Genomic DNA, 22,114 nt, shown 5'->3' with positions numbered 1-22,114 from the left:
CGCCCGTTTGTACAAGACGCCGCTGGCGGCTTTAATCGGATGGCGTCCGTTCCCGGAGTTCTTTCCGGTTGTCGCGCCTCTGCCTGTGTCACCGCGCGCGAATGTCCTGGGTTTCCAACACGTATTCCATCCCAAGGAGTTTTGCATGGCTTATCAAGCCGCTTCCGATCGCTATGACCGTATTCCTTACCGCCGCGTGGGTCGCAGTGGTCTCGTGCTGCCGGCGCTGTCGCTGGGCCTGTGGCACAACTTCGGCGACACCACGCCGCTGGATCGTCAACGCGCTCTGCTGCGCACCGCCTTCGATCTGGGCATCAATCACTTCGACCTGGCCAACAATTACGGGCCGCCCTATGGCAGCGCCGAAATCAATTTCGGTCGGCTGCTGCGCGAAGACTTCGCGGCCTACCGCGACGAACTCATCATTTCCAGCAAGGCCGGCTGGGACATGTGGCCCGGGCCCTATGGCCAAGGTGGCGGCTCGCACAAATACGTCCTGGCCAGCCTGGATCAGAGCCTCAAGCGCCTGGGCCTGGATTACGTCGACATCTTCTATTCGCACCGTTTCGACGAGCACACCCCGCTGGAAGAAACCGCCAGTGCCCTGGCCTCGGCGGTCCAGCAAGGCAAGGCGCTCTATATCGGCATCAGCTCCTATTCGGGGACCAAGACCCGGGAAATGGCCAAGTTGCTGGCCGACTGGAAGATCCCGTTGCTGATCCATCAGCCGGCCTACAACCTGCTCAATCGCTGGATCGAAAAGGATCTGCTGGAGGCGACCGAGGAAATCGGCAGTGGCGTGATCGCCTTTACGCCCCTGGCCCAGGGGTTGCTGACCGACAAGTACCTCAATGGCGTTCCAGCCGAAGCCCGGGTCAACCAGCCCGGTGGCCAGTCGCTGCAGCAAGGTCATCTGTCCGACGAGAACCTGGCCCGGGTACGCGCCCTGGATGCCATCGCCAAGCGTCGCGGCCAGAGCCTGGCGCAGCTGGCCCTGGCCTGGACCCTGCGCGACCCACGCATCACCAGCGCCCTGATCGGCGCCAGTCGGCCCGAGCAGATCGTGGAAAACGTGGCAGCCCTCGACAACCTGACCTTTACCGCCGAGGAACTGGCCGAGATCGATACCCATGCGGTCGAAGGCGACATCAACCTCTGGGCCAAGCCGTCCAGCGCGGAATAAGGCTCCGCTTGGCGTAGCGGGCGCTCCAGCGTCAGCTACGCCTACCTTTATAGGCTCCTGGCAGGACATGACCACCCTCGCCCGCCCTCACCTCTGCGGCTGCTGACGCCGCGTCCCTATCTGTTCCTGGCGATACTGGCTGGGCGTCTGTCCGGTCTCGTTGCGAAAATGTCGGTTGAAATTGGACAGATTGGAATAGCCCACCTCGAAGCAGATGGCTGCAATGGACAGCTCCGCCTGCCGCAGCAGACGACAGGCCCGCTGGATGCGCAGCTTGCGCGCCAATTCGATGAAGCCGTGGCCGGTGATCTTCTTGAAAAAGCGTGAAAACCCTGCCTCGCTCATGCCGACGCGCCTGGCGATCACCGGCAGCCGGATATCCTCGGTGAGTTCGCTCAGCAGATAGTCGAAGGCCTGATGCACCCGTGCGGAACTGCGGGCATCCAGCGCCGGCGCATAACAGGCACTGGCCAGGACGATCCTTTCGCGTTCCGGCGCCCGTGACAGCACACCCAGCAAGGCGAACAGCTTGAGCAGGCGCTCGGCGCCCCGGGCCTGGCCCATCGCCTCGATCAAGGCCGCCGCCTGCCGGGCCGTATCGCCGTTGAACTCCAGACCACGTCGGGCCTGTTCCAGCAATGGCAGATAATCGCCCAGCTCCGGTGCCACGGCGCTCAACGAGCGTAGCAAGTCACCATTGAACTGGATGACCACATCGCGGCCGGCGAGCACCTCGCCAGGTGGCAGATCACCGATCCAGTCATGTGGCAGATCCGGCCCGATCATGGCCACGTGACCTGCCGCAAAGGGCCCGACATAGTCGCCGGCCAGCAGTCGTCCGCTGCCCTGGCGGATCAGGTGGATCTCGTATTCGGGGTGATGATTCCAGCGCGCCAAGGCGTAGGGATAGTCGTGCTCGTACCAGCGAAAGCTCTGGTCGGGCGCGGCGAGGATCAGTTCCAGCTCTGCCGGCCTTGCCTCGAGGAAGGCGGTCGCCTTCATGATGTACCTCTGCGCGTTCGGGTAAGGCCGCAGCCGTCGGCCTGGCTATAGATGCTTTTTTGACCTCGGCGCGCTGAGCGACTCAGGTCAAAAATGTATCGGCAACTGGTCAGTGCCAGGTTAGCCAGCGGCTTGGCCCTGCTGTTGTAATCCTCTCCAACGGGCCTGTCGAGATCAGATTTATATCGGCGGCCAGCCGCTCATAACAACAACAAGCTGCCCGCCGTGGCAGTCACGGAGAGAAGAAGATGAAGCGCCCTATCGCCTTGCTGCTGCTGGCCGGTCTCGGACTGACCGGTGTTGCCCAGGCCGTCGAATCGGTCACCGTTGCCACCGTCAACAACAGCGACATGGTGCGCATGCAGCGCCTGTCCCAGGTCTTCGAAAAACAGCACCCCGATATCAAGCTCAACTGGGTGGTGCTCGAAGAAAACGTGCTGCGGCAGCGGCTGACCACCGACATCACCACCGGTGGTGGCCAATTCGACGTGCTGACCATTGGCACCTATGAAACACCGCTCTGGGGTGCCAAGAACTGGCTGGAGCCGCTCGACAACCTGCCTGCCAGCTATGACGTCGAAGACATCTTCCCGGCGGTCCGCCAGGGGCTGTCGGTCAACAACCGTCTCTATGCCCTGCCGTTCTACGGCGAAAGCACCGTCACCTACTACCGCAAGGATCTGTTCCAGGCCGCCGGCCTGCAGATGCCCGACAAGCCGACCTGGACGCAACTCGCCGCTTTCGCCAGCCAGCTCAACCAGCCGGACAAGGAGCAATACGGTCTCTGCCTGAGAGGCAAGGCCGGCTGGGGGGAAAACGTCGCGTTGCTCAGCCTGATGGGCAACGCCTTCGGCGCGCGCTGGTTCGACGAACAATGGCAGCCCGAACTGACCAGTCCCGAGTGGACGGCAGCGGCCAACTTCTACGTCGACAACATGAAGAAGTACGGCCCGCCCGGGGCTTCCAGCAACGGCTTCAACGAGAACCTGGCCTTGTTCAACAGCGGCAAGTGCGCGCTCTGGGTGGATGCCAGCGTCGCCGGCTCCTTCACCACCGACAAGAGCCAGAGCAAGGTGGCCGATGCGGTCGGCTTCGCCGCCTCGCCCCATGAGGTCACCGACAAGGGCTCGTCCTGGCTGTATGCCTGGTCGCTGGCGATCCCGGCGAGCGCCAAGCACAAGGAGACGGCCAAGACCTTCATCACCTGGGCGACCTCCAAGGAATACATCCAGCTGGTGGCCGATCAGGATGGCATCTCCAACGTCCCGCCGGGCACTCGCCAGTCCACCTACAGCCAGGCCTACCTGAGCGCTGCGCCCTTCGCCAAGATCACCCTGGAAATGATGCAGCACGCCGACCCGGCCCATCCCTCGGCCAAGCCGGTGCCCTATGTCGGCATCCAGTACGTGACCATTCCCGAGTTCCAGGCCATCGGCACCTCGGTCGGCAAGCTGTTCTCCGCCGCCCTCACCGGCCAGATGAGCGTCGAGCAGGCCCTCAACGCGGCCCAGACCTCGACGACCCGCGAAATGAAACGCGCGGGCTATCTCAAGTAACGTCCCTTTACCCAAGACTGATCGCGCGCTGCTCGGCCAGTCTCTCGATTGGAGCCAAGACCATGAACAGACTGGAAGGAAAAAGCGCCCTGATCACCGGCGCCGCACGCGGTATCGGCAAGGCCTTCGCCCGGGCCTACCTGCGGGAAGGCGCAACGGTGGCCATCGCCGACATCAATATCGAAAGAGCTAGGGAGACCGCCAACGAACTGGGCGAGCGCGCCTACGCCCTGGCCATGGACGTCACCGACCAGGCGTCCATCGACACAGCCATCGCCCAGGTGGTCGCTACCGCTGGCAAGCTCGATATCCTGGTCAACAACGCCGCCCTGTTCGACCTGGCACCCATCGTCGAGATCTCGCGGGAAAGCTATGACCGGCTGTTCGCCATCAACGTGGCCGGGCCGCTGTTCACCCTGCAGGCCGCTGCCCGGCAGATGATCGCCCAGGGGCATGGCGGCAAGATCATCAACATGGCCAGCCAGGCCGGGCGCCGCGGTGAAGCCCTGGTGGCCGTTTATTGCGCGACCAAGGCCGCGGTCATCAGCCTGACCCAGTCGGCCGGCCTCGACCTCATCAAGCACCGCATCAACGTCAATGCCATCGCCCCCGGCGTGGTCGACGGTGAGCATTGGGAGGGTGTGGACGCCCTCTTCGCCCATTACGAGCAAAGGCCGCTGGGCGAGAAGAAGCGCCTGGTCGGCGAAGCTGTACCCTACGGCCGCATGGGAACCGCCGAGGACCTGGTCGGCATGGCGCTGTTCCTGGCGTCCAGCGACAGCGACTTCGTGGTCGCCCAGACCTACAACGTCGACGGCGGTAACTGGATGAGCTGATCCACCCTGCAGTCAGCTCAGGTCATGCAGTTCCCTGACGATCGCCGGCCCGATCTGCAGGTCGGCAAAGCTGACCTCCAGGCCCTCGCGCTGCGGCGAGCAGCAATAGGGCCCGACCTGCAAGTCCGTGCCCTCTTCGCTCGCGAACCGGCACAGCCGCAACAGCGGCCAGCTCAGGCCATCCAGGGAATACTGGAGGCGCAACACCTGCCTGTGCAGAGTCATCCGCAGCCAGAAGCCGCGCAGGGCATCCGGCATCGGGCCAAGGGCCCAGTCGGAATGCCCCAGGGTGAGGACACTGCCCAGATGGGCGATGCCATCGCTGATCTCGAGCCCGGTCTTGCACCACTGCTCGCGGCCCTGCCGCACCATCAGGCCGGCCTGGTCATAAAGCTCGGCAAAGGTCCCGGTGATCCGCACCTGGGCGGTAAAGTCTGCTCCGGCCGCATAACCGCGGAAATGTCCGCTATCACGCTCGAAGCCGTATTGGGTCTTCTGCCAGAAGTCGGTCTCGCAATCAGTGCTGATGTGCAGCAAGCCATCCGAGTCGGACCAGCACTTCGGCTCGTTCAGCCAGTGGGCGGGCAAGGTCTTCGCAAGGGTCATGACGGTTATCCGCGGCGGATGGGCTGCGCACACGATAGATCAAGGACGCGAGATGCGCCAAAGCCGGACGGTAAATCGTGCTGTCAGGGCAGCCATCCCCTGCCCTCTAGCGAATTTCTTGCAGGCATGAAAAAAGGGAGCCCGGAGGCTCCCCTGTTCAAGTACGTCTGCTGTCCTCTTGTTTTTGTTGTCGGACATCAACGTCATCGATCTTTAGTACGCCCCACCAAGGAGGTGGGAAGTGAACAGATTACTTTGGTTGCTCTGCAGCGTTCCAAAATGATCGGTTCGCGAGCCTTGGCCGTCTTGTTCTTGTTGTGGGCGGTTAGCGGCGCATCTTGTTGTTCTTGTGCCAGTAATAAAGCACTCGCCGTGCCAACATTTATAAGTCATTGTAATGTCTATGTTTTATTGATTAGAGCCTGACATTGGGACACTGTTGCGGAGGATTTCGTTACCTTTTCACTCGGCGGAGAAGGATCTGGTTACGACATCCACCCGCTCGGTAACGTCAGCGGTGATCAGCGGCTGTAGGTCGAACGCTTGAGCGTCGCCTCGTTGTTGCGCTGGGCGGCGGGTCGTTCGGGATTGTCGGTGGGCAGATACAGCAGCCGTGTGGCCAGCACCTCGCGACGCGGCTTGATGTCGGGTCGCAGCGCCCCGCGCTGGGTACGATCGAAATCGCGCAGGTCGACGACCTGCATGCCGTCCTGGGCCGGTACCACGAAGACCGGCAGGTTGGCGTGGATCATGGCGTCATAGCGACTCTCCTCGCCGAACCAGAGCATCGCTCGTGGATGAGGGGCGATCTTCTTGTGCCGGACCAGGATGTCGTCGTCCGCCATGCGATTGAGTGCCTGATGCTCCTGCCATTCCGGCGTGCGATCCAGGGCGGTCCGCTCTCGATCGGCGCGGGCCATGGCGAGGGTCTTGAGTTGCTCGCGTACCTTGGACACCTTGACCCGCTCTCCTCCGGCGGTATGGCCGGCCCAGGTAAAGGTCAGCTGCCGGACCGGATCGGGAAAGCCATGGACCTTGCGGATCAGTTGCTTGGTATTGAAGGCGCCGCCCAGGGCTTTGCGCATGATGCGCGGCCGTGCCTCGGGCGCAAGCTCCAGCTCCAGGCGCGTCTGTTCGATCGCCGCGCTGAAGGCCGCCTTGCAGGTGTTGATGGCCAGGACCTCCTCCATCAAAGGTTCGGCGAGGGCGATATAGCCTGGCAGGCGGCTGACGGTACCCGGCGCCTGGCCGGGCTGCAGGTGGAAGGCCAGCAAGGCATCACGGGTAAGCTCCACCGCGGCGGTACCCTCGAAGGACTCCGCTGCGATGTGGTCCGGCACCCGCTGTTGCGCCAGCAAAGGCAGCCGCCAGACCCGGGCGGCTATCACCTTGCTGGGCCAGCGCTCATTGAAGGTTGCGATGCTCCGCTTCAGCTCTTCGAACGCGCTCTTAATGTCTTCGTGCATAGCCAACTCCAGCCTGATATCTACCAGATTGTAGCATTTACACGAACTTCACCCTTCTTATTGATTACCTTGCAGAGGGATATCTTAGTATTAGACCCCCCCACAGGGGTGGTATTGATCTAGACCGATTGCAACTTCTGACTGAACTGCGGACGGCCGTCCTGATCTCTCAGGGTGACCTGCAACTCGGCGGTCTTCCCGTCGATCTCGACCTCGCCGAAGAACTGGAAGTTACTCAGCGGCGAGGTGTTGGCCTGGGGCGGTGCCTTCTGGAACACCACGTCGGGACCGAAGGTGGCATCCAGTGGATTGGGCCCGAAGCTGCCTGCATTGAGCGGCCCTGCCACGAATTCCTAGAAGGGTTCGAAATCCTGGAACGCCGCCCGGTCCGGGTGATAGTGATGCGCGGCGCAATAGTGCACGTCCGCGGTAAGCCAGACGGTATTGCGAATCCCCTGCCGCGCGATGAAGCTCAGCAGATCGGCCGTTTCCAGCTCCCGCCCCTTGGGGGCGCCCGGGTCGCCATTGGCGATAGCCTCCCAGCGGGCCTGCCCTTGTGCGTCCTTGCCATCCGGGACCTGCAGCCCGATGGGCATATCGGCCGCGATGACCTTCCAGGTCGCCCTGGACGCCTGCAGCTCCTTCTTCAGCCAGTCGAGTTGCTGCTGACCGAGGAAGGCGCCCTGGCCGCCCTCCTCGTCACCCAGGTTGCTGTCGTTGCCGGCACGATAGCTGCGCATGTCCAGCACGAAGACATCCAGCAAGGGGCCGTAGGCGATGCGGCGGTAGATGCGCCCTGCCCCGTCTGCCGAGACGCCGCGCATGGGCGCGTACTCCAGGAAGGCCTGGCGTGCCCGACCACTCAGGACATCGATGTCCTTGACCTGGTAGCGCTCGTCCAGCGTCTTGCTCGGCGACCAGTTATTGGTGGTCTCATGGTCGTCCCACTGCCATACCTGCGGGACTTCGGCGTTGAAGCGCTTCAGATGGTCGTCCATCAGGTTGTAGCGATAGTTGCCGCGGAATTCGTCCAGGGTTTCCGCCACCTTGCTCTTGGCCTCGGTGGTGATATTGCGCCAGATGCGCCCTTCCTCCACCGTCATCTGCGCCGGCACCGGCCCGTCCGTATAGATGGTGTCGCCACTGTGCAGGAAGAAGTCCGGTCGCCGCTCGCGCATGGCGTTGTAGATGCGCATGCCGCCGATATCGGGATTGATGCCAAAGCCCTGCCCCACGGTGTCGCCACCCCAGACGAAACGGATATCCCCACGCTGACTCGGCGCCGAACGCAGGTGACCGGCTACAGCCTCGCTGAGGGCACCACTGTCCACGTCCTCGAAGCGGACGCGGTAGAAGATGTGCTGATCGGCCGGCAATCTGGCGAGGTCGATACGCGCCGTATAGTCCTGCGCGGCCGTGGTGACGGCACCGGCGACCTTGCGTGGTGAGCGAAAGCTCTCCTGGGTATCCCATTCCACCAGCAACCGGGCGGGCCGGTCCGTGCGACTCCAGATCAATGCGCGGCCGTCGGTTACATCCCCGGCCTGGATACCGTCGGGTATTGCTGGACGGCCTGCCGGCGCGGCCCAGGCTCTTTGACCGAGGGCCGGTAACAGGAGCGAAGCACCCAGGCCTTGCAGGACACGACGACGATCAGGACGAAGAAGGGACATGGCATAGGCCTCTGCTGGAAAACCGCTAGCACTACCCCGCCTTGATTACTCGTTAATGACATCAGAGGTATGAGGTAAACCCTTTGTGCCCTATAGGGGTGGTATTAACCAACAGGTACTTTGGCCTGGCTTCCCGAAATGGCATCATGGCGCCCCTGTTACGAACCGCCGTCACGGCCGCCGCGAAGTTGCTTGGAGCCTCCATGTCCGCCAGACCCTTTATCACCGTCACCCCGCCCAACGTCGCGCTGCACGGACGGATCGCCCCGCCCGGTTCCAAGTCCATCACCAATCGGGCGCTGCTCCTAGCCGCGCTGGCCAAGGGCACCAGTCGGCTGACCGGCGCCCTCAAGAGCGATGACACCCGGCACATGTCCGAGGCCCTGCGCCAGATGGGTGTCACCGTCGACGAGCCCGATGCCACCACCTTCGTGGTAACCAGCTCCGGTCACCTGCAGCAGCCGGCTCAACCGCTGTTCCTCGGCAACGCCGGCACGGCGGTACGCTTCCTCACCGCCGCGGTGGCGACCGTCGCGGGCGCCGTGACCCTGACCGGCGACGCCTATATGCAAAAGCGCCCCATCGGTCCCCTGCTGGAAACCCTGAGTGCCAATGGCATCCAGGTGGACGCCCCTAGCGGCTGCCCGCCGGTGACAGTCACCGGCCAGGGCCGCCTCACCGCTCGCCGCTTCGAGGTGGATGCCGGTCTCTCCAGCCAGTACGTCTCCGCCCTGCTGATGCTGGCCGCGCTGGGCAGCGAACCGGTGGACGTCGCCCTGCGCGGCAGCGACATCGGCGCCCGTGGTTATGTCGACCTGACCGTCGAGGCGATGCGCGCCTTCGGGGCCCAAGTCGAGCAGCTGGACGCCGCCACCTGGCGCGTCGCCCCGACCGGCTATGTCGCCCGGGACTACTTCATCGAGCCGGACGCTTCCGCCGCCACCTATATCTGGGCGGCCCAGGCCCTGACCGGCGGCGCCATCGATCTGGGCGTGGCCGACGAAGCCTTCACCCAGCCCGATGCCAAGGCCCGCGACCATATCGCCGCCTTCCCGCGGCTGCCGGCGGTCATCGACGGCTCGCAGATGCAGGATGCCATCCCTACCCTCGCCGTTCTGGCGGCCTTCAACGAGACACCGGTGCGCTTCGTCGGCCTGGCCAACCTGCGGGTCAAGGAATGCGACCGGGTCGCGGCGCTGCACGACGGCCTCAACGCCATTCGCGCCGGCCTTGCCAGCGTCGAGGGTGACGACCTGCTGGTAGCCGCGGACCCGGCCCTGGCCGGTACCCGGACCGATGCCGTGATCGAGACCCACGCCGACCACCGGATCGCCATGTGCTTCGCGCTGGCGGGCCTGAAAGTGGCGGGTATCCGCATTCTTGACCCCGAATGCGTGGGCAAGACCTATCCTGAGTACTGGAATGCCCTGCGCAGCTTGAACGTCCAGCTGAGCGAGGGTATCGAAGCCTAGGATACCGCTAGCCACACGCCCGCTCGCTGAATGGAATCTCCGCATGTCGATCTCGCTGCTCGAACAGCAGGCGCTTTTGCAGTTGACGTCCCACGCCCTGGTCATCACCGACCACCACGGGTGCATCGAGCGCTGGAATCGGGGCGCCGAACTGCTGTGTGGCCGGCCAGCCAGCGAAGCCCGGGGCAAGCGCTTCGCTGACCTGCTGGCGGGCGGTCGGGATGCCCCCTTCCTGACCACGGCCCAGCATCAGGCGCTGGTCGATGAACATGGCCAGAGCGCCGGCTGGATCACGGTACCGGGCGGTACGCCGCGCTGGGTGGAGATCGCCACCACGGCCCTGAAGGACGCCGACGCCGTACTGGGCTTCGTGCATGTACTGCAGGACCGCACCGAACAGCTGATGGCCGAGGAGCGGGTACGCCTGGCCCAGGACGTCGGTCGCGTCGGCACCTTCGAATTGCTGCCCGGAGAGGCCCGCCTGCTGGTGTCCTCGGGGTTCTGCGAGCTGTGGGGGTTACCGGTCAGCCGCAGCTATTCCCTCGATGAGCTGGTCCGCCAGCTGCATCCCGACGATGTCGCCAGCCTGCGCACCTTGACCGCCGCGCCGGACGACGACGCCCTCGACTATCTCGAATACCGCATCCGCCGGGCCGACACCGGCGAGGAGCGCTGGCTCGGTCGCCGCGGCAAGCTGATGACCAGCCAGGGCAATGGCCGCTACCTGGGCGTGTGCTACGACATCACCGAGCGCAAGCTCAACGAAGCCGCCATCACCGAGCGCGATCTCTGGCTGCAGGAGCTGTATCACGGCATGCGCGAAGGCTTCTATATGGCCCAGGCGATCCGCGATGCCAGTGCCCGGATGCAGGACTTCCGGTTCCTGGAGGTCAATCCGGTCTTCGCCACCCTGACCGGCATCCCCTTGGATCAGGTCCTGGGGCGGACGCTGCGCGAATCCCTACCGCAGCTGGAAGCCGATCTGCTGCCCGCCTATATCGACTTCATGAACGGCGATGCCGAATTCACCCAGTTCGACATCCTGCTGCACCTGCAGCACGAACACTGGTACGAGGTGCGCGCCCACAAGCTGCCGGGTGATCGCTTCGCGGTACTGTTCATCGACATCAGTGGCCATCGGCGCCAGGCCCAGGAGCTGGCCCGCAACGAGGCGCAGCTGCGCGCCATCATCAACTCCATCGACCAGATGGTCTGGGCCACCCGCCCCGATGGCCACCACTTCTATTTCAACGATCGCTGGTACGAATTCACCGGGGTGCCGGAAGGCTCCACGGAAGGCGAAGGCTGGGCCGACGTCTTCCATCCCGACGATCAGGAGCGCACCTGGAAAGTCTGGCACCACAGCCTCAGCACCGGCGAGCCCTACCATATCGAATACCGCCTGCGACACCGCTCGGGCCGTTACCGCTGGGTGCTCGGTCGAGCCCAGCCGGTGCGCGATGCCAAGGGACGCATCGAGCAGTGGTTCGGCACCTGCACCGACATCCAGAGCATCGTCGATGCCCGGGAAGTGCTCACCCGCTCGCGCCAGGAGCTGGAACAGCAGATCGAGTTGCGCACCCGTGAGCGGGACCGGATGTGGCGTATCAGCCATGACCTCATGGTGATCTGCCGCGCCGACGGCGAGGTGAAGACGGTGAACAGCGCCGCCACTCGCCTGCTGGGACGGCGCGAAACCGACCTGGCGACCGTCCAGCTCACCGAACTGATCCATCCGGATGACCAGCGCCAGGTCTTCGATACCCTGCGTTGCCTGGGCCGCCAGCAGGGCTCGGCGAATCTCAGGGCCCGCCTGCGCGGTCGCGATGGCAGCTATCGCATCCTCGACTGGACCGCCAGTGCCGAGGACGATCTGATCTACGCCGTCGGACGTGACGTCACTGAACAGCAGGAGCTGCAGGAACAGCTGCGCCAGGCGCAGAAGATGGAAGCCGTGGGCCAGCTCACCGGCGGGATTGCCCATGACTTCAACAACCTGCTGACCGGCATCATGGGCAGCCTCGACATGCTGCAGCGGCAGCAGAAGGCCGGTCGGCAGGACAAGTTCGACCAGTATCTGCACTCGGCGCTGACCTCGGCCCAGCGCGCGGCCGCCCTCACCCAGCGCCTGCTGGCCTTTTCCCGACGCCAGGCGCTGGATCTGCAGCCCATCCATGTCAACGACAGCGTGCGCTCCATGGAGGAGCTGCTGCTGCGCAGTCTGCGCGGCGACATCGCGCTGGTCCTCGACCTGGACACCAACGTCTGGCAGGCGCTGACCGACGCGCACCAGCTGGAAAGCGCCCTGCTCAACCTGGTCCTCAATGCCCGCGATGCCCTGCCCCATGGTGGCACCATCCGCATCGAGACCCGCAATGTCTATTTGACCGACAGCGGCAACGGCCTGGACGCCGTGAGTGCCGGGGACTATGTGGCGCTGCTGGTGGTGGACGATGGTACCGGGATGCCGCCCGAGGTCATGGCCCGCGCCTTCGACCCCTTCTTTACCACCAAGCCGATCGGGCAGGGGACCGGCCTGGGTCTGTCGATGATCTACGGCTACGCCAAGCAGTCCAAGGGCCATGTCCGACTCGACTCCCTGCCCGGCAAGGGTACGACCGTCGGCCTCTATCTGCCCCGCTACCTGGGCGCCGATGTCGAGCCGCCGCGGCTGACGTCGCCCACCGTCACGCCCCAGGGCGCGGGCAAGACCGTGCTGGTGGTGGAGGACGAACCCGTGGTCCGGCAGATGGTGGTGGATCTGCTGCGGGAGCTGGGCTATGCCACCCTGCAGGCCGAAGACGCCCGTGGCGCCCTGCCATTGCTGGAAAGCGGACGTCCCATCGATCTGCTGCTGTCGGACGTCGGGCTACCGGGCATGAACGGTCGCCAGCTGGCCGAGATCGCGCGGCAGCGCCGGCCCGGCCTCAGGGTACTGTTCGCCACCGGCTATGCCGAAGGGGCGCATCTGGACGGCTATCTCGACCCCGGCATGACGCTGATCACCAAACCCTTCAACCTCGACGCCCTGGCGGCGCGGGTCGGCGAAACCCTGGCAGCCGTCAGCCCTGCCGTTGCTGGCCCGCCAGACGCCGATAATTGAGCGGGCTCTGCCCGGTGCCGCGGCGAAAGAAACGCGCGAAGTAGGCCGGATCGGCGAAGCCCAGGGCATCGGCGATCTCGCCCACCGACGCCTGGGTGTAGCTCAGGGTGCGGCGCGCCTCCAGCAGCAGCCGCTGGTGCACGATGGCCAGCGCCGAGGCACCGGCCAGCTGCCGACACAGACCGTTCAGGTGTACCCCTGAAATACCGAGCGCCGTCGCGTAGCGACCCAGACTCCAGTGCTCGCGATAATGCTGCTCCACCAGCGCCAGGAAACGTCCCAGGTGCTGTTCGGCACGCCGCGGCAAGGCCGTGCCCTGCTCATGGCGATGTTGCCGCAACAGCCAGATCGCCAGGCTGTCGAGCAGGGCTTCGAGCACTATCTCGCGACCCGGCTTGTGCCCTTCGTATTCAGCGACCAGTTGGCCGATCAACTGATCGATCCAGAGGGCGTCCGGCCCTACCAGGTCCAGGCACTCGGCACCCAGGAACAACCCCTGACCGGCTCGCTGGCAGCGCTGCTTCAGCCGCTCCACCTGGGGTACCGGCAGCGTGATGACGAAGCCTTCGACCGCCGGATCGAAGTCGAAGGCATGGACGCACAGTACTGGCAGCACCACCAGCAGCGGTCCGCGCCTTTCCCCCTGCCAGTCTTCCAGCTGCAGGCGCACCCCACCGGTGCGCACATAGAGCAGCTGCGCGAGATCCGCGTGGCGATGGGTTTCGATATGCCAGGCATGCAGCCGACTGCGACTCTCGATGGTCTCGCAATGCAGCAGATCCGGTGCCGGCCAGGCCTGGGCCTCGCCATACAGCTTGAAGATGGGTGGCAGGGCGTTGGTCATCGTCAGTCCCTGGGCGATAGCCGCACGAATCATTGAAAAGTACCAGAAAGTATCGGAAAGGTCCCTGTCGATACCAGCCCAAATCGTCCAAAAATACCGGAGCCCTATAACAAGACGGCGATCACGCCAGACCAGAGGACAGACTCCATGCGTACCCAAGTCGTCATCATCGGCGCGGGCCCTTCCGGGCTGCTGCTGGGCCAACTGCTCACCCGGTCGGGCATCGACAACGTCATCGTCGAGCGCCAGAGCGCCGATCACGTGCTCAGCCGCATCCGCGCCGGCGTGCTCGAACAGGGCACGGTCGATCTGCTGCGCCAGGCCGGCGTTGCCGAGCGGCTGGAACAGGAAGGCCAGGTACACGAGGGGGTCGAGTTCGCCATCCATGGCCAGCGCGAGCGACTGGACCTGAACGATCTGCTGGGCGGCCGCTGCGTAACCGTCTATGGCCAGACCGAGGTAACCCGCGACCTGATGGCCGCCCGCGAGGCCAGCGGCGCCCCTACCCTCTACCAGGCCAGCGATGTCCAGCCCCATGAGCTCAAGGGCGAGCGTCCCCATGTCACCTGCCAGGTCGCCGGTGAGACCCTGCGCATCGACTGCGATTACATCGCCGGCTGCGACGGCTTCCATGGCATCTCGCGCCGCAGCATCCCGGACGGTGTGCTCACCGAATACGAGCGGGTCTATCCCTTCGGCTGGCTGGGACTGCTGAGCGATACCCCGCCCGCCGCCCCCGAGCTCATCTACGTCAATCATCCCCGCGGCTTCGCCCTGTGCAGCATGAGATCGGCGACCCGCAGCCGCTATTACCTGCAGGTGGCAGCCGGGGACTCGGTGGAGAACTGGTCGGATGAGCGTTTCTGGGCGGAGCTCAAGGCGCGCCTGCCGGCCGAGACGGCGGCCCAGCTAGTGACCGGTCCGTCCCTGGAAAAGAGCATCGCCCCGCTGCGCAGCTATGTGGTCGAGCCCATGCAGTACGGCCGCCTGTTCCTGGTCGGCGATGCCGCCCATATCGTCCTGCCCACTGGCGCCAAGGGGCTCAACCTGGCCCTGGGCGACGTGCGCAATCTGCATCTGCTGCTGGAGCGGGCCTATCGCACCGGCGATGCCGCCTGCCTCGAACGCTATTCGACGCTGTGCCTGAAACGCATCTGGGCGGCGGTACGCTTTTCCTGGTGGATGACCACCGCCCTGCACCACTTTCCGGATACCGACGCCTTCACCCAGCGGGTGCAGGACGCCGAACTCCAGGCGCTGCTCGATTCCAGAGCCGGTCGCACGACCCTCGCGGAAAACTACGTCGGACTGCCCTTCCCCGCACTGGACTGACCGGGGGCGGCGACAGGTGGTGACGGCTGCGCGTCTGATGCATGATGGCGCCCCCGTTCCACCTGGCGCCCTACCCCATGCTCGAATTCGCCCTGGACCCCATGACCCTGACGCTGCTGGCGGGGGTCGCCTTTCTGGCCGGCTACATCGACGCCATCGCCGGCGGTGGTGGCCTGCTCACGGTGCCGGCCCTGCTGATGGCCGGTGTGCCGCCTCATCTGGCGATCGGCACCAACAAGCTCAGCTCCACCTTTGGCAGCGCCACCGCCGCCTACACCTTCTATAGACGCAAGCTGTTCCATCCCCGTCAATGGCGGCATGCCTTGGTGGCTACCGCCATCGGTGCGGGGATCGGCGCCCTGGTCGCCCACCATCTCTCCGCGGACTTCCTCAATCAGCTGCTGCCGGTCGTGGTGTTCAGCTGCGCCCTCTATCTGCTGTTCGGCGGTACGCCCAAGGCGCCGGTGCTCAGCGACGCGCCCGTGCCGCAGCGGCGCCAATGGCCCCAGGGCCTGACGCTGGGCGCCTATGACGGCCTGTTCGGACCGGGCACGGGCGCCTTCTGGACGGTCAGCAGCCTGCTGCTCTACCCGCTGGACCTGCTCAAGGCCAGTGGCGTCGCCCGCACCATGAATTTCGTCAGCAACGGTGTCGCCCTGGTGATGTTCATCGCTCTGGGGCAGGTGCTCTGGGTACTGGGGCTGACCATGGGCCTGTCGCTGACCCTGGGTGCCTATCTGGGGGCGCGCAGCGCCATCGCCGGCGGCGCCAAGTTCATCCGCCCGGTGTTCATCTGCGTCGTGCTGGCGTTGACCGTCAAGCTAATCTGGCAGCACTGGTTCAGCGCCGCCTAGCCGCTCGACGCGATAGCGATCGATCAGAAAGCGCGAGATGGAAAAGGCCGGCGGCAGCGTCGGCAACTCGCGCAGATGGAACCAGCGGGCGTCTTCGATTTCCTCCGGCTGGCAACGGATGTCGCCGCCCAGGTAATCGACGTGGTAGCCAAGCATCAAGGAATGCGGATAAGGCCAGTTCTGGCTGCCCTGGTAGCGCAGGTTGGTGACCGAGACCCCTACCTCTTCCATGATCTCCCGGTGCACGCAGGCCTCGGCCGACTCGCCTGGCTCGACGAAGCCCGCCAGGGTGCTGAAGACGCCGGGCGCGAAACGGGGCGATCGCGCGAGCAGCACCTCATCGCCGCGGGTGACCAGGGCGATCATGCTGGGCGACAGCCGTGGATACTGGGTGAGCTGGCAATTCGGGCACTTGAGGCCGCGCTGGCCATCGAGAGCGAAGGTACGGGTACCGCACTGCCCGCAGAAGCGATGCTGCCGCGCCCAGGTCCCGATCTGGTTGGCATAGCCCAGCAACTTGAACAGCGCATGGGGCGATTGCAGCATCAGCGGGCGCAAGGGCTGCCAGAGGCAGCCATCGATATCCTCAAGCGCATCCAGTTCGAGCAGCGTGACCGGCTGCGCCTGCCACTGGCCCAACCCATGGCGCTCCCCTGCGAAGCCCTGGACACGCGGATCATCCAGGGCGAAGAGCGCCTCGGTGCCTGAGGTCAGAAACGCCTGGCCACTGTGGACGACCAGCCAGCCACCGGAGGACTGGACGGTCTGGAACCAGCCAGGCTCCCAGACACTCATGCCGCAGCCGAGGTCCAACCCAGGGCGCGAATGCTCTGCGCCGCGATATCGAGAATCTCCGGGGTGCCGTCCTGGCTCTCGGTGCCACCGCTTTCGACGAAGAACTCGATGCTGCTGAGGGCATCCGCCAGCACTTCGAGGGTCGCCGACTCGCAGGCCTGGCCGCCTTCGATCAGGCAGCGCTGGATATAACCGGTACAGGCCCGCACCAGCTCGGCCGCCCGGGGATTACCCAGGAAGAACAAGGCACCGCGGACGGTATCCAGCAGCGCCGGCACGGTAGCCAGGTGCAGGGTATCGCCACGGGAATCGAGGAAGGCACCAATGGCGCGCTTGGCGTCGGTCAGGCCCTTGTAGGCCTCCCGATGCAGCAGCGCCTGGGCCTCGCCCAGCTGATAGTTGGCGACACTGACCTGGACACCCTCGGCCTCCAGGGGTACGTCGATCAGCGAGCCCTGCCCTTCGGGCTGGCCCAGCAGGCTTTCCACCAGCAACAGGGCATCAGCCAGGGGTGCGAGATCTTCCAGCACGACCGTCCGATCGCGGAACTGGGAGATGTTGGGCAGGCACTGCTGCAGTACCTGACCGGCATTTTCCTGCCCGACCATCTCCAGGGTCTTGCCCAGCAGGCCGACCTGGACATACAGCCGGGAGAAATTATCGGAGCGAGGTAGGCGATTCTGCTCGGCGCCGGTGCGCAACTCGGCTTCGATGAGGTCGATCAGGTCCTTGACCGTCTCCACCTCTTCGCGGATCGCCGCAGACAGCGAATGCATCACCGCATGACCGGGACCGGCGAGCCGCTTCTTGCCGGCTTCGAGCTGGGCATCGGTAAAGCCGAGTCGCTCGAAGCCGTAGGCGTTCATGACCTCTTGCGGATGGGCGCCTTCGACACCGGCCAACGCCAGCAAATAGAGCAGCTCCTTGAGGGTGCTGCGGGCCGGCTCGTGCAGCTCGTTACCCAGCATCTGGCGCAACTCGCGATCAACCCGGGCGAACAGTTGCTTGCGTTCACGGGTCGCCGTCAGGCGGCCCTGAGCGAAGCCCTCGACCGTGGCCGCGGCGACCCAGGGCAGGTAGCCGCCGACATGATCGTGCAGCAGCGCCGCGGAGCGCTCCAGCGCCCTGGCCATGAGCCTGAGGCTGGCCACGCCATTGCTGTCGCGCAGGAAACCCAGCAGGCCGACCTGGTACATCTGGCGCATCCGGCGCGCCTGGGCCTGACGCTCACGCACGCCAAGACTGGTGGTCTCGCTGATCAGGGGACGCTGATCGAGGCGGACACTGAAGAAATAGCTTTCCGGGAGTTCGGGTTCGCCGCCAGCGAGTCGCAAGGCGTTGATCGCCGGCAATAGCAACTCGGGCATCTCGTCCTGACCGCTACGCAGCTGTTCGAGATAGCGGCGCAGCACATGCAGTCCACGACAGATCGCCATGAGGTGCTCGTCGTGTTCGGCGCCGGCACCGGCAGGAATGTCGTTGGCGATCTGCAACGTCTGATGGGCGAGCAACTGGGCGCCGGTCAGCTCTATCAGCGTCAGGGCGCCACGAATCTGGCCGATGCTCTCGACTGCGCGCTGCAACAGGCTGCTGCAGTGCCGCTCGACGATGAATCGTTCGAGATGGGATTCCGCTTCCTCGATGGTCGCGAACAGTTGTTCGCGGACCAAGCTCAAAGCTCTTGCTCCGGTCACCATGGTGCCTTACGCCTCCTGCGCCATTACAACCTCGCCAACGCCATTTTAAACGGGAAGAAAGGCTTGCTATTCCAACTGGAGCCTAGGTACCTGCGTCTTCCTGACCGGGTCACGCTAATCATTCCAGGCGGACGGGTATGGGACTACTCGCCACGCCAAAGAACCTTGCTCTGGAACGCTAGACCTGTAAATCCACAACAGCGAAGCGATAATTCCGAATCGTCATATGATTTTGAAGAACCAATAAAGTTCCGCGCAATTCGAAATTCGAGGCTTCATGCGGGCTCAAATGACCAGCCTGCAGCATCTTAGTTGAACAATAGCTGAAAATTGTGAGGTCTTTCAGCTTATTCAGACGAACGCGAACGCCCGCTCCCGGACCGGGCGGGCGTCTGGAGAGCGTTGAAAGGCGCTATTCGGCGTCGGCGCCGGCCAGCCAAAGGGGGGGCCGGCCGCAGCTCTTTTCGATGGCCGCCATGCGCGCCGCATGGGCATCGAGATCGGTGCTGGTGGCGCTGATCACCCGGGTCCGCGGGCGATCGGCCGGCAACCGCCTGATCGGCATGACGTAATTGCCGTCGCCATTGCCTTCCTGGCCATGGGCGGCCAGCGACAGGCTGGTCTGGCCGCCGGTCATGGCCAGGTAGACGTCCGCGAGGATCTCGGCGTCCAGCAGGGCGCCATGCAGCTCGCGGTTGGAGTTGTCTACGCCATAGCGCTTGCAGAGGGCATCCAGGCTGTTGCGCTGGCCGGGATGGCGGCCGCGGGCCATGACCAGGGTGTCGAGCACCGAGCAGTGCTGGGAGATGTCGGCGCGCTCGGGATGGGCACCCAGCCGGGCGAACTCCATGTTGATGAAGCCCACATCGAAGGGCGCGTTGTGGATGACCAGCTCGGCGCCTTCGATGAACTCGAAGAAGCTGTCGGCGATCTCGGCGAAGCGCGGCTTGTCGGCGACGTATTCGTCGGTGATGCCGTGGACCGCGATGGCGCCCTCGTCGATCTGCCGATCCGGGTTGAGGTAGACATGGAAATGCCGCCCGGTCAGGCGCCGGCCGACGACCTCGACCCCGCCGATCTCGATGACCCTATGGCCATCGGTCACCGGCATGCCGGTGGTTTCGGTATCCAGAACTACGTATCTCATCGCTAACCTCTTGGCTGGTTACGCCTTGGCGGCCTGCTTGGCCTGACGGACGTCGTCGACACCGCGGTTGGCCAACTGGTCGGCTCGCTCGTTCTCGGGGTGGCCGGTGTGGCCGCGCACCCAGCGCAACTCGACCTGGTGGCGCTGGACCTGTTCGTCCAGGGCCTGCCACAACTCGGCGTTCTTCACCGGCTGGCGCGCGGCGGTCTGCCAGCCACGCTTCTTCCAGTTCACCAGCCACTGGGTGATGCCCTTCATCACATACTCGGAGTCGGTGGTCAGGCGGATCTGGCAGGGGCGCTTGAGCGCCGCCAGGGCCTGGATGGCCGCCATCAACTCCATGCGATTGTTGGTGGTGTTGGCTTCGCCGCCCCAGAGCTCGCGCTCTGCACCCTTGAACTTCAGCAAGGCGCCCCAGCCGCCGGGGCCGGGATTGCCCTTGCAGGCGCCGTCGGTAAAGACCTCGACGATGTCGTCACTCATTGGATTCACTCGATTCGCGGCGGCTGATCTTGGCCACCGGCATGGGCACCAGCTTGCCGCGCGGTTCCTTGCGCGCCTGGGGCACGGGGCGCAGGCCGAACATCAGCTTGCGCGCCGACAGCAGATAGAAGCCTGCGCCCGCTGCCTGCTCGCAGTTGGGTTCGGCTTCACCCTGCTCCATCCAGGCCAGCCGCTGCTGCCACTTGGGGGATGAAAGCGGCGGACGATAACACCCGAAGCGCCGTTTCTCCAGCGCAAAGCCCAGCACCGACAGCCAGTCGCCGACCCGACTGGGGCCGAAACAACGGGCCTTGCGCAGGGCATCCCGAGCCAGGTAATGGCGCACGCCCCAGAGACTCCAGGGATTGATGCCCACCACCACCAGGTGCCCGCCCGGGCGCACGCTCAGTGCCGCTTCACGCAACAGCCGATGCGGCGCCAGGGAGAAATCCAGACCGTGCTGCAACAGGACCACGTCGGCGGCGTGCTCGCCCAGGGGCCAGGCACCCTCCTCGCAGACGATGTCCACATCACCCAGCGGCGGGCCTATGCGCACCGCATGGCGGAGCTGACCGCAATTGGCCGGCGCCTCGGGGTGCGGACCGTAATGGATCAGGTAACTGCCGAAGTGGCGCTTGAGCTCTTCGTCGATCAGCACGCGCTCCTGCTCCAGCAGCAGTTGGCCCAGTGGACCGGCCAGCCAGTCCCGCGCCGAGCTCATCAGCCTCAGCCAGCGCGGATCGACCTGGGCGGAGAATTCATCGTGCATCGTCTGGTCCTCTCATATTGAAGCCTTAGCCCTACCACCCACTGCTACCCTAGGGGCCTGCAGTCCGACCAGAGAGCTCGTCCATGTTCGACATTCTTCCGCTGCCCGCTTTCAACGATAACTACATCTGGCTGATCAGGGACGCCGCGACAAGACAGGCGGTCGTGGTCGATCCGGGCGATGCCGCCCCCGTCCTGGCCTGGCTCGATGCCCATCCGGACTGGCGCCTGACCGATATCCTGATCACCCACCACCATAACGACCACACCGGTGGTATCACTGCGCTCAAGCAGCGCAGTGGCGCCCGGGTCAGTGCGCCGGCTGACGAACGCATCGCCGCGGTCGACCTCCCCCTGGCGGACGGCCAGCGCCTGGAGGTGCTAGGCGTCTCCTTCGAGGTCCTGCGGGTGCCCGGGCATACCGCCGGGCACATCGCCTATTATGTCGCCGGCGAACGGCCCCTGCTGTTCAGCGGCGATACCCTCTTCTCGGCCGGCTGCGGCCGACTCTTCGAAGGCACGCCCAGCCAGATGCTGACCTCTCTGCAGCGCCTGGCCAGTCTGCCGGACGCCACCGAAATCTACTGTGGCCACGAGTACACCCTCAGCAACCTGCGTTTCGCCCAGGCGGTGGAGCCGGAAAACGCCGCGGTGCAACAGGCCCTGGCCGAGACGCAGCAGCTGCAGGAGACCCAGCGCCCCACCCTGCCCTCCACCCTGGGCCGCGAACGCCGCATCAACCCCTTCCTGCGTACCGCCGAAAGCAGCGTGCGCCTGCGTCTGCAAGAGAAGCGCGGGGTGGCGGCAGATGCGCCGGAGGATACCTATTTCGCGGCGTTGAGAGGCTGGAAAGACACGTTCTGACACCTATTGCCCAGACCCTGCCGGCACGCTGGAACCGAGGGTTCACGGTCGTCGTACAGGTCACAGGCCAAGGGGTTGTTCCTTGACCCACCGGGATGCGGTTCCTAGAATCGCCCATCCTCCAGCTCCCGGAAAGCCCAGACCAATGCCGCCAGCGACGCCGAAAACCCGCGAACCAGACGTGCTGGCGACCTCCTTCAAAGTCTCGGCGCTCTGCCTCGCCGTCTTCCTCGCCGGCTGCCAGAGCAACCAGCAGCCAGACAATCGTGCCTATCAGGCCGATCTGCACATGACGCAAAGCAAGATGCAACGTCCGCCGGAATGGCTGCGCAAGGCACCGACCGCGGCCGCCACCAGCGGCGACATCTGGGACCGGGTACGGGACGGCTATCAGCTGCAGGGCGCCGGTGACAACGGTACCAACCCGCGCATC

General features: G+C 64.9%; 18 protein-coding genes and 1 pseudogene. 9 read left to right on the top strand and 10 right to left on the bottom strand.

Going from position 1 to position 22,114, the window contains the following annotated elements; all coding sequences use genetic code 11:
• The first annotated feature begins 145 nt into the window (after positions 1–145).
• Positions 146–1,183, top strand: a complete 1,038-nt coding sequence (mgrA, locus tag GSQ95_RS04845) for an L-glyceraldehyde 3-phosphate reductase (RefSeq protein WP_158973749.1) — start codon at positions 146–148, stop codon at positions 1,181–1,183.
• Positions 1,184–1,270: 87 nt separating this feature from the next.
• On the opposite strand, the gene GSQ95_RS04840 is transcribed toward mgrA, so the two are convergent.
• Entirely contained in the window at positions 1,271–2,185 is a 915-nt protein-coding gene (locus tag GSQ95_RS04840) for an AraC family transcriptional regulator (RefSeq protein WP_158895815.1), read from the bottom strand.
• A 248-nt stretch (positions 2,186–2,433) separates the two neighbouring features.
• Here GSQ95_RS04840 and GSQ95_RS04835 point away from each other — a divergent pair, with 248 nt between their 5' ends.
• Together GSQ95_RS04835 and GSQ95_RS04830 are read left to right on the top strand one after the other, a co-directional pair.
• Positions 2,434–3,741, top strand: coding sequence for a sugar ABC transporter substrate-binding protein (locus GSQ95_RS04835; protein WP_158895813.1), 1,308 nt, complete (start codon positions 2,434–2,436; stop codon positions 3,739–3,741).
• Positions 3,742–3,803: 62 nt separating this feature from the next.
• Positions 3,804–4,577, top strand: a complete 774-nt coding sequence (locus tag GSQ95_RS04830; protein ID WP_158895811.1) for an L-iditol 2-dehydrogenase — start codon at positions 3,804–3,806, stop codon at positions 4,575–4,577.
• 12 nt (positions 4,578–4,589) lie between these two features.
• Here GSQ95_RS04830 and GSQ95_RS04825 read toward each other — a convergent pair whose 3' ends face one another.
• From GSQ95_RS04825 to GSQ95_RS04815, 3 genes and pseudogenes are all read right to left on the bottom strand, one after another.
• Positions 4,590–5,183: a DUF1349 domain-containing protein gene (locus GSQ95_RS04825; RefSeq protein ID WP_158895809.1), complete on the bottom strand. Its 594-nt coding sequence runs from the start codon at positions 5,181–5,183 to the stop codon at positions 4,590–4,592.
• A 521-nt stretch (positions 5,184–5,704) separates the two neighbouring features.
• Entirely contained in the window at positions 5,705–6,649 is a 945-nt protein-coding gene (locus tag GSQ95_RS04820; protein ID WP_158895807.1) for a DNA replication terminus site-binding protein, read from the bottom strand.
• Between the two features lie 119 nt (positions 6,650–6,768).
• Positions 6,769–8,322: pseudogene (locus tag GSQ95_RS04815) on the bottom strand (alkaline phosphatase).
• A gap of 203 nt (positions 8,323–8,525) precedes the next feature.
• On the opposite strand from GSQ95_RS04815, the gene GSQ95_RS04810 reads away from it, so the two are divergent.
• Positions 8,526–9,794 (top strand): 3-phosphoshikimate 1-carboxyvinyltransferase, encoded by a 1,269-nt coding sequence (locus GSQ95_RS04810; protein WP_158895805.1) that lies wholly within the window; start codon positions 8,526–8,528, stop codon positions 9,792–9,794.
• Positions 9,795–9,837: 43 nt separating this feature from the next.
• On the top strand, positions 9,838–12,897 hold the full coding sequence (locus tag GSQ95_RS04805) for a hybrid sensor histidine kinase/response regulator (RefSeq protein WP_158895803.1): 3,060 nt from the start codon (positions 9,838–9,840) through the stop codon (positions 12,895–12,897).
• Here GSQ95_RS04805 and GSQ95_RS04800 read toward each other — a convergent pair.
• Positions 12,857–13,774 (bottom strand): helix-turn-helix domain-containing protein, encoded by a 918-nt coding sequence (locus tag GSQ95_RS04800; protein ID WP_158895801.1) that lies wholly within the window; start codon positions 13,772–13,774, stop codon positions 12,857–12,859. The two genes, GSQ95_RS04805 and GSQ95_RS04800, sit on opposite strands and share 41 nt — an antisense overlap.
• Positions 13,775–13,888: 114 nt before the next feature.
• Here GSQ95_RS04800 and pobA point away from each other — a divergent pair, with 114 nt between their 5' ends.
• Both pobA and GSQ95_RS04790 read left to right on the top strand, forming a co-directional pair.
• Entirely contained in the window at positions 13,889–15,073 is a 1,185-nt protein-coding gene (gene pobA, locus GSQ95_RS04795) for a 4-hydroxybenzoate 3-monooxygenase (protein WP_158895799.1), read from the top strand.
• A 77-nt stretch (positions 15,074–15,150) separates the two neighbouring features.
• Entirely contained in the window at positions 15,151–15,927 is a 777-nt protein-coding gene (locus tag GSQ95_RS04790) for a TSUP family transporter (RefSeq protein WP_017640224.1), read from the top strand.
• Here the strand turns inward: GSQ95_RS04790 and nudC are convergent.
• The 5 genes from nudC to GSQ95_RS04765 form a co-directional block, all read right to left on the bottom strand.
• The gene (gene nudC, locus GSQ95_RS04785) at positions 15,895–16,722 is read right to left on the bottom strand and encodes an NAD(+) diphosphatase (protein ID WP_158895797.1); all 828 of its coding nucleotides are present in this window, start codon (positions 16,720–16,722) and stop codon (positions 15,895–15,897) included. The genes GSQ95_RS04790 and nudC overlap by 33 nt on opposite strands.
• Entirely contained in the window at positions 16,719–18,398 is a 1,680-nt protein-coding gene (locus GSQ95_RS04780; RefSeq protein ID WP_158895795.1) for a ferrous iron transporter B, read from the bottom strand. Before GSQ95_RS04780 ends, nudC begins: the two co-directional genes overlap by 4 nt.
• 433 nt (positions 18,399–18,831) lie before the next feature.
• Positions 18,832–19,566 (bottom strand): DNA polymerase III subunit epsilon, encoded by a 735-nt coding sequence (dnaQ, locus tag GSQ95_RS04775; RefSeq protein WP_158895793.1) that lies wholly within the window; start codon positions 19,564–19,566, stop codon positions 18,832–18,834.
• An 18-nt stretch (positions 19,567–19,584) separates the two neighbouring features.
• Positions 19,585–20,049, bottom strand: coding sequence for a ribonuclease HI (gene rnhA / locus GSQ95_RS04770; RefSeq protein ID WP_158895791.1), 465 nt, complete (start codon positions 20,047–20,049; stop codon positions 19,585–19,587).
• The gene (locus tag GSQ95_RS04765) at positions 20,042–20,818 is read right to left on the bottom strand and encodes a methyltransferase domain-containing protein (protein ID WP_133861674.1); all 777 of its coding nucleotides are present in this window, start codon (positions 20,816–20,818) and stop codon (positions 20,042–20,044) included. The genes rnhA and GSQ95_RS04765 overlap by 8 nt, the downstream gene beginning before the upstream one ends.
• 83 nt (positions 20,819–20,901) lie before the next feature.
• Between GSQ95_RS04765 and gloB the strand changes: the two genes are divergently transcribed.
• Positions 20,902–21,681, top strand: a complete 780-nt coding sequence (gene gloB / locus GSQ95_RS04760; RefSeq protein ID WP_158895789.1) for a hydroxyacylglutathione hydrolase — start codon at positions 20,902–20,904, stop codon at positions 21,679–21,681.
• A 145-nt stretch (positions 21,682–21,826) separates the two neighbouring features.
• Positions 21,827–22,114 (top strand): lytic transglycosylase domain-containing protein (locus tag GSQ95_RS04755; RefSeq protein ID WP_306167710.1); only part of this gene is annotated, 288 nt, incomplete at its 3' end.

It is taken from the genome of Pseudomonas sp. BAV 4579 (assembly GCF_009765395.1).
Classification (GTDB): domain Bacteria; phylum Pseudomonadota; class Gammaproteobacteria; order Pseudomonadales; family Pseudomonadaceae; genus Chryseomonas; species Chryseomonas aestiva.
This window is presented reverse-complemented; position numbering and strand designations above follow the sequence as displayed.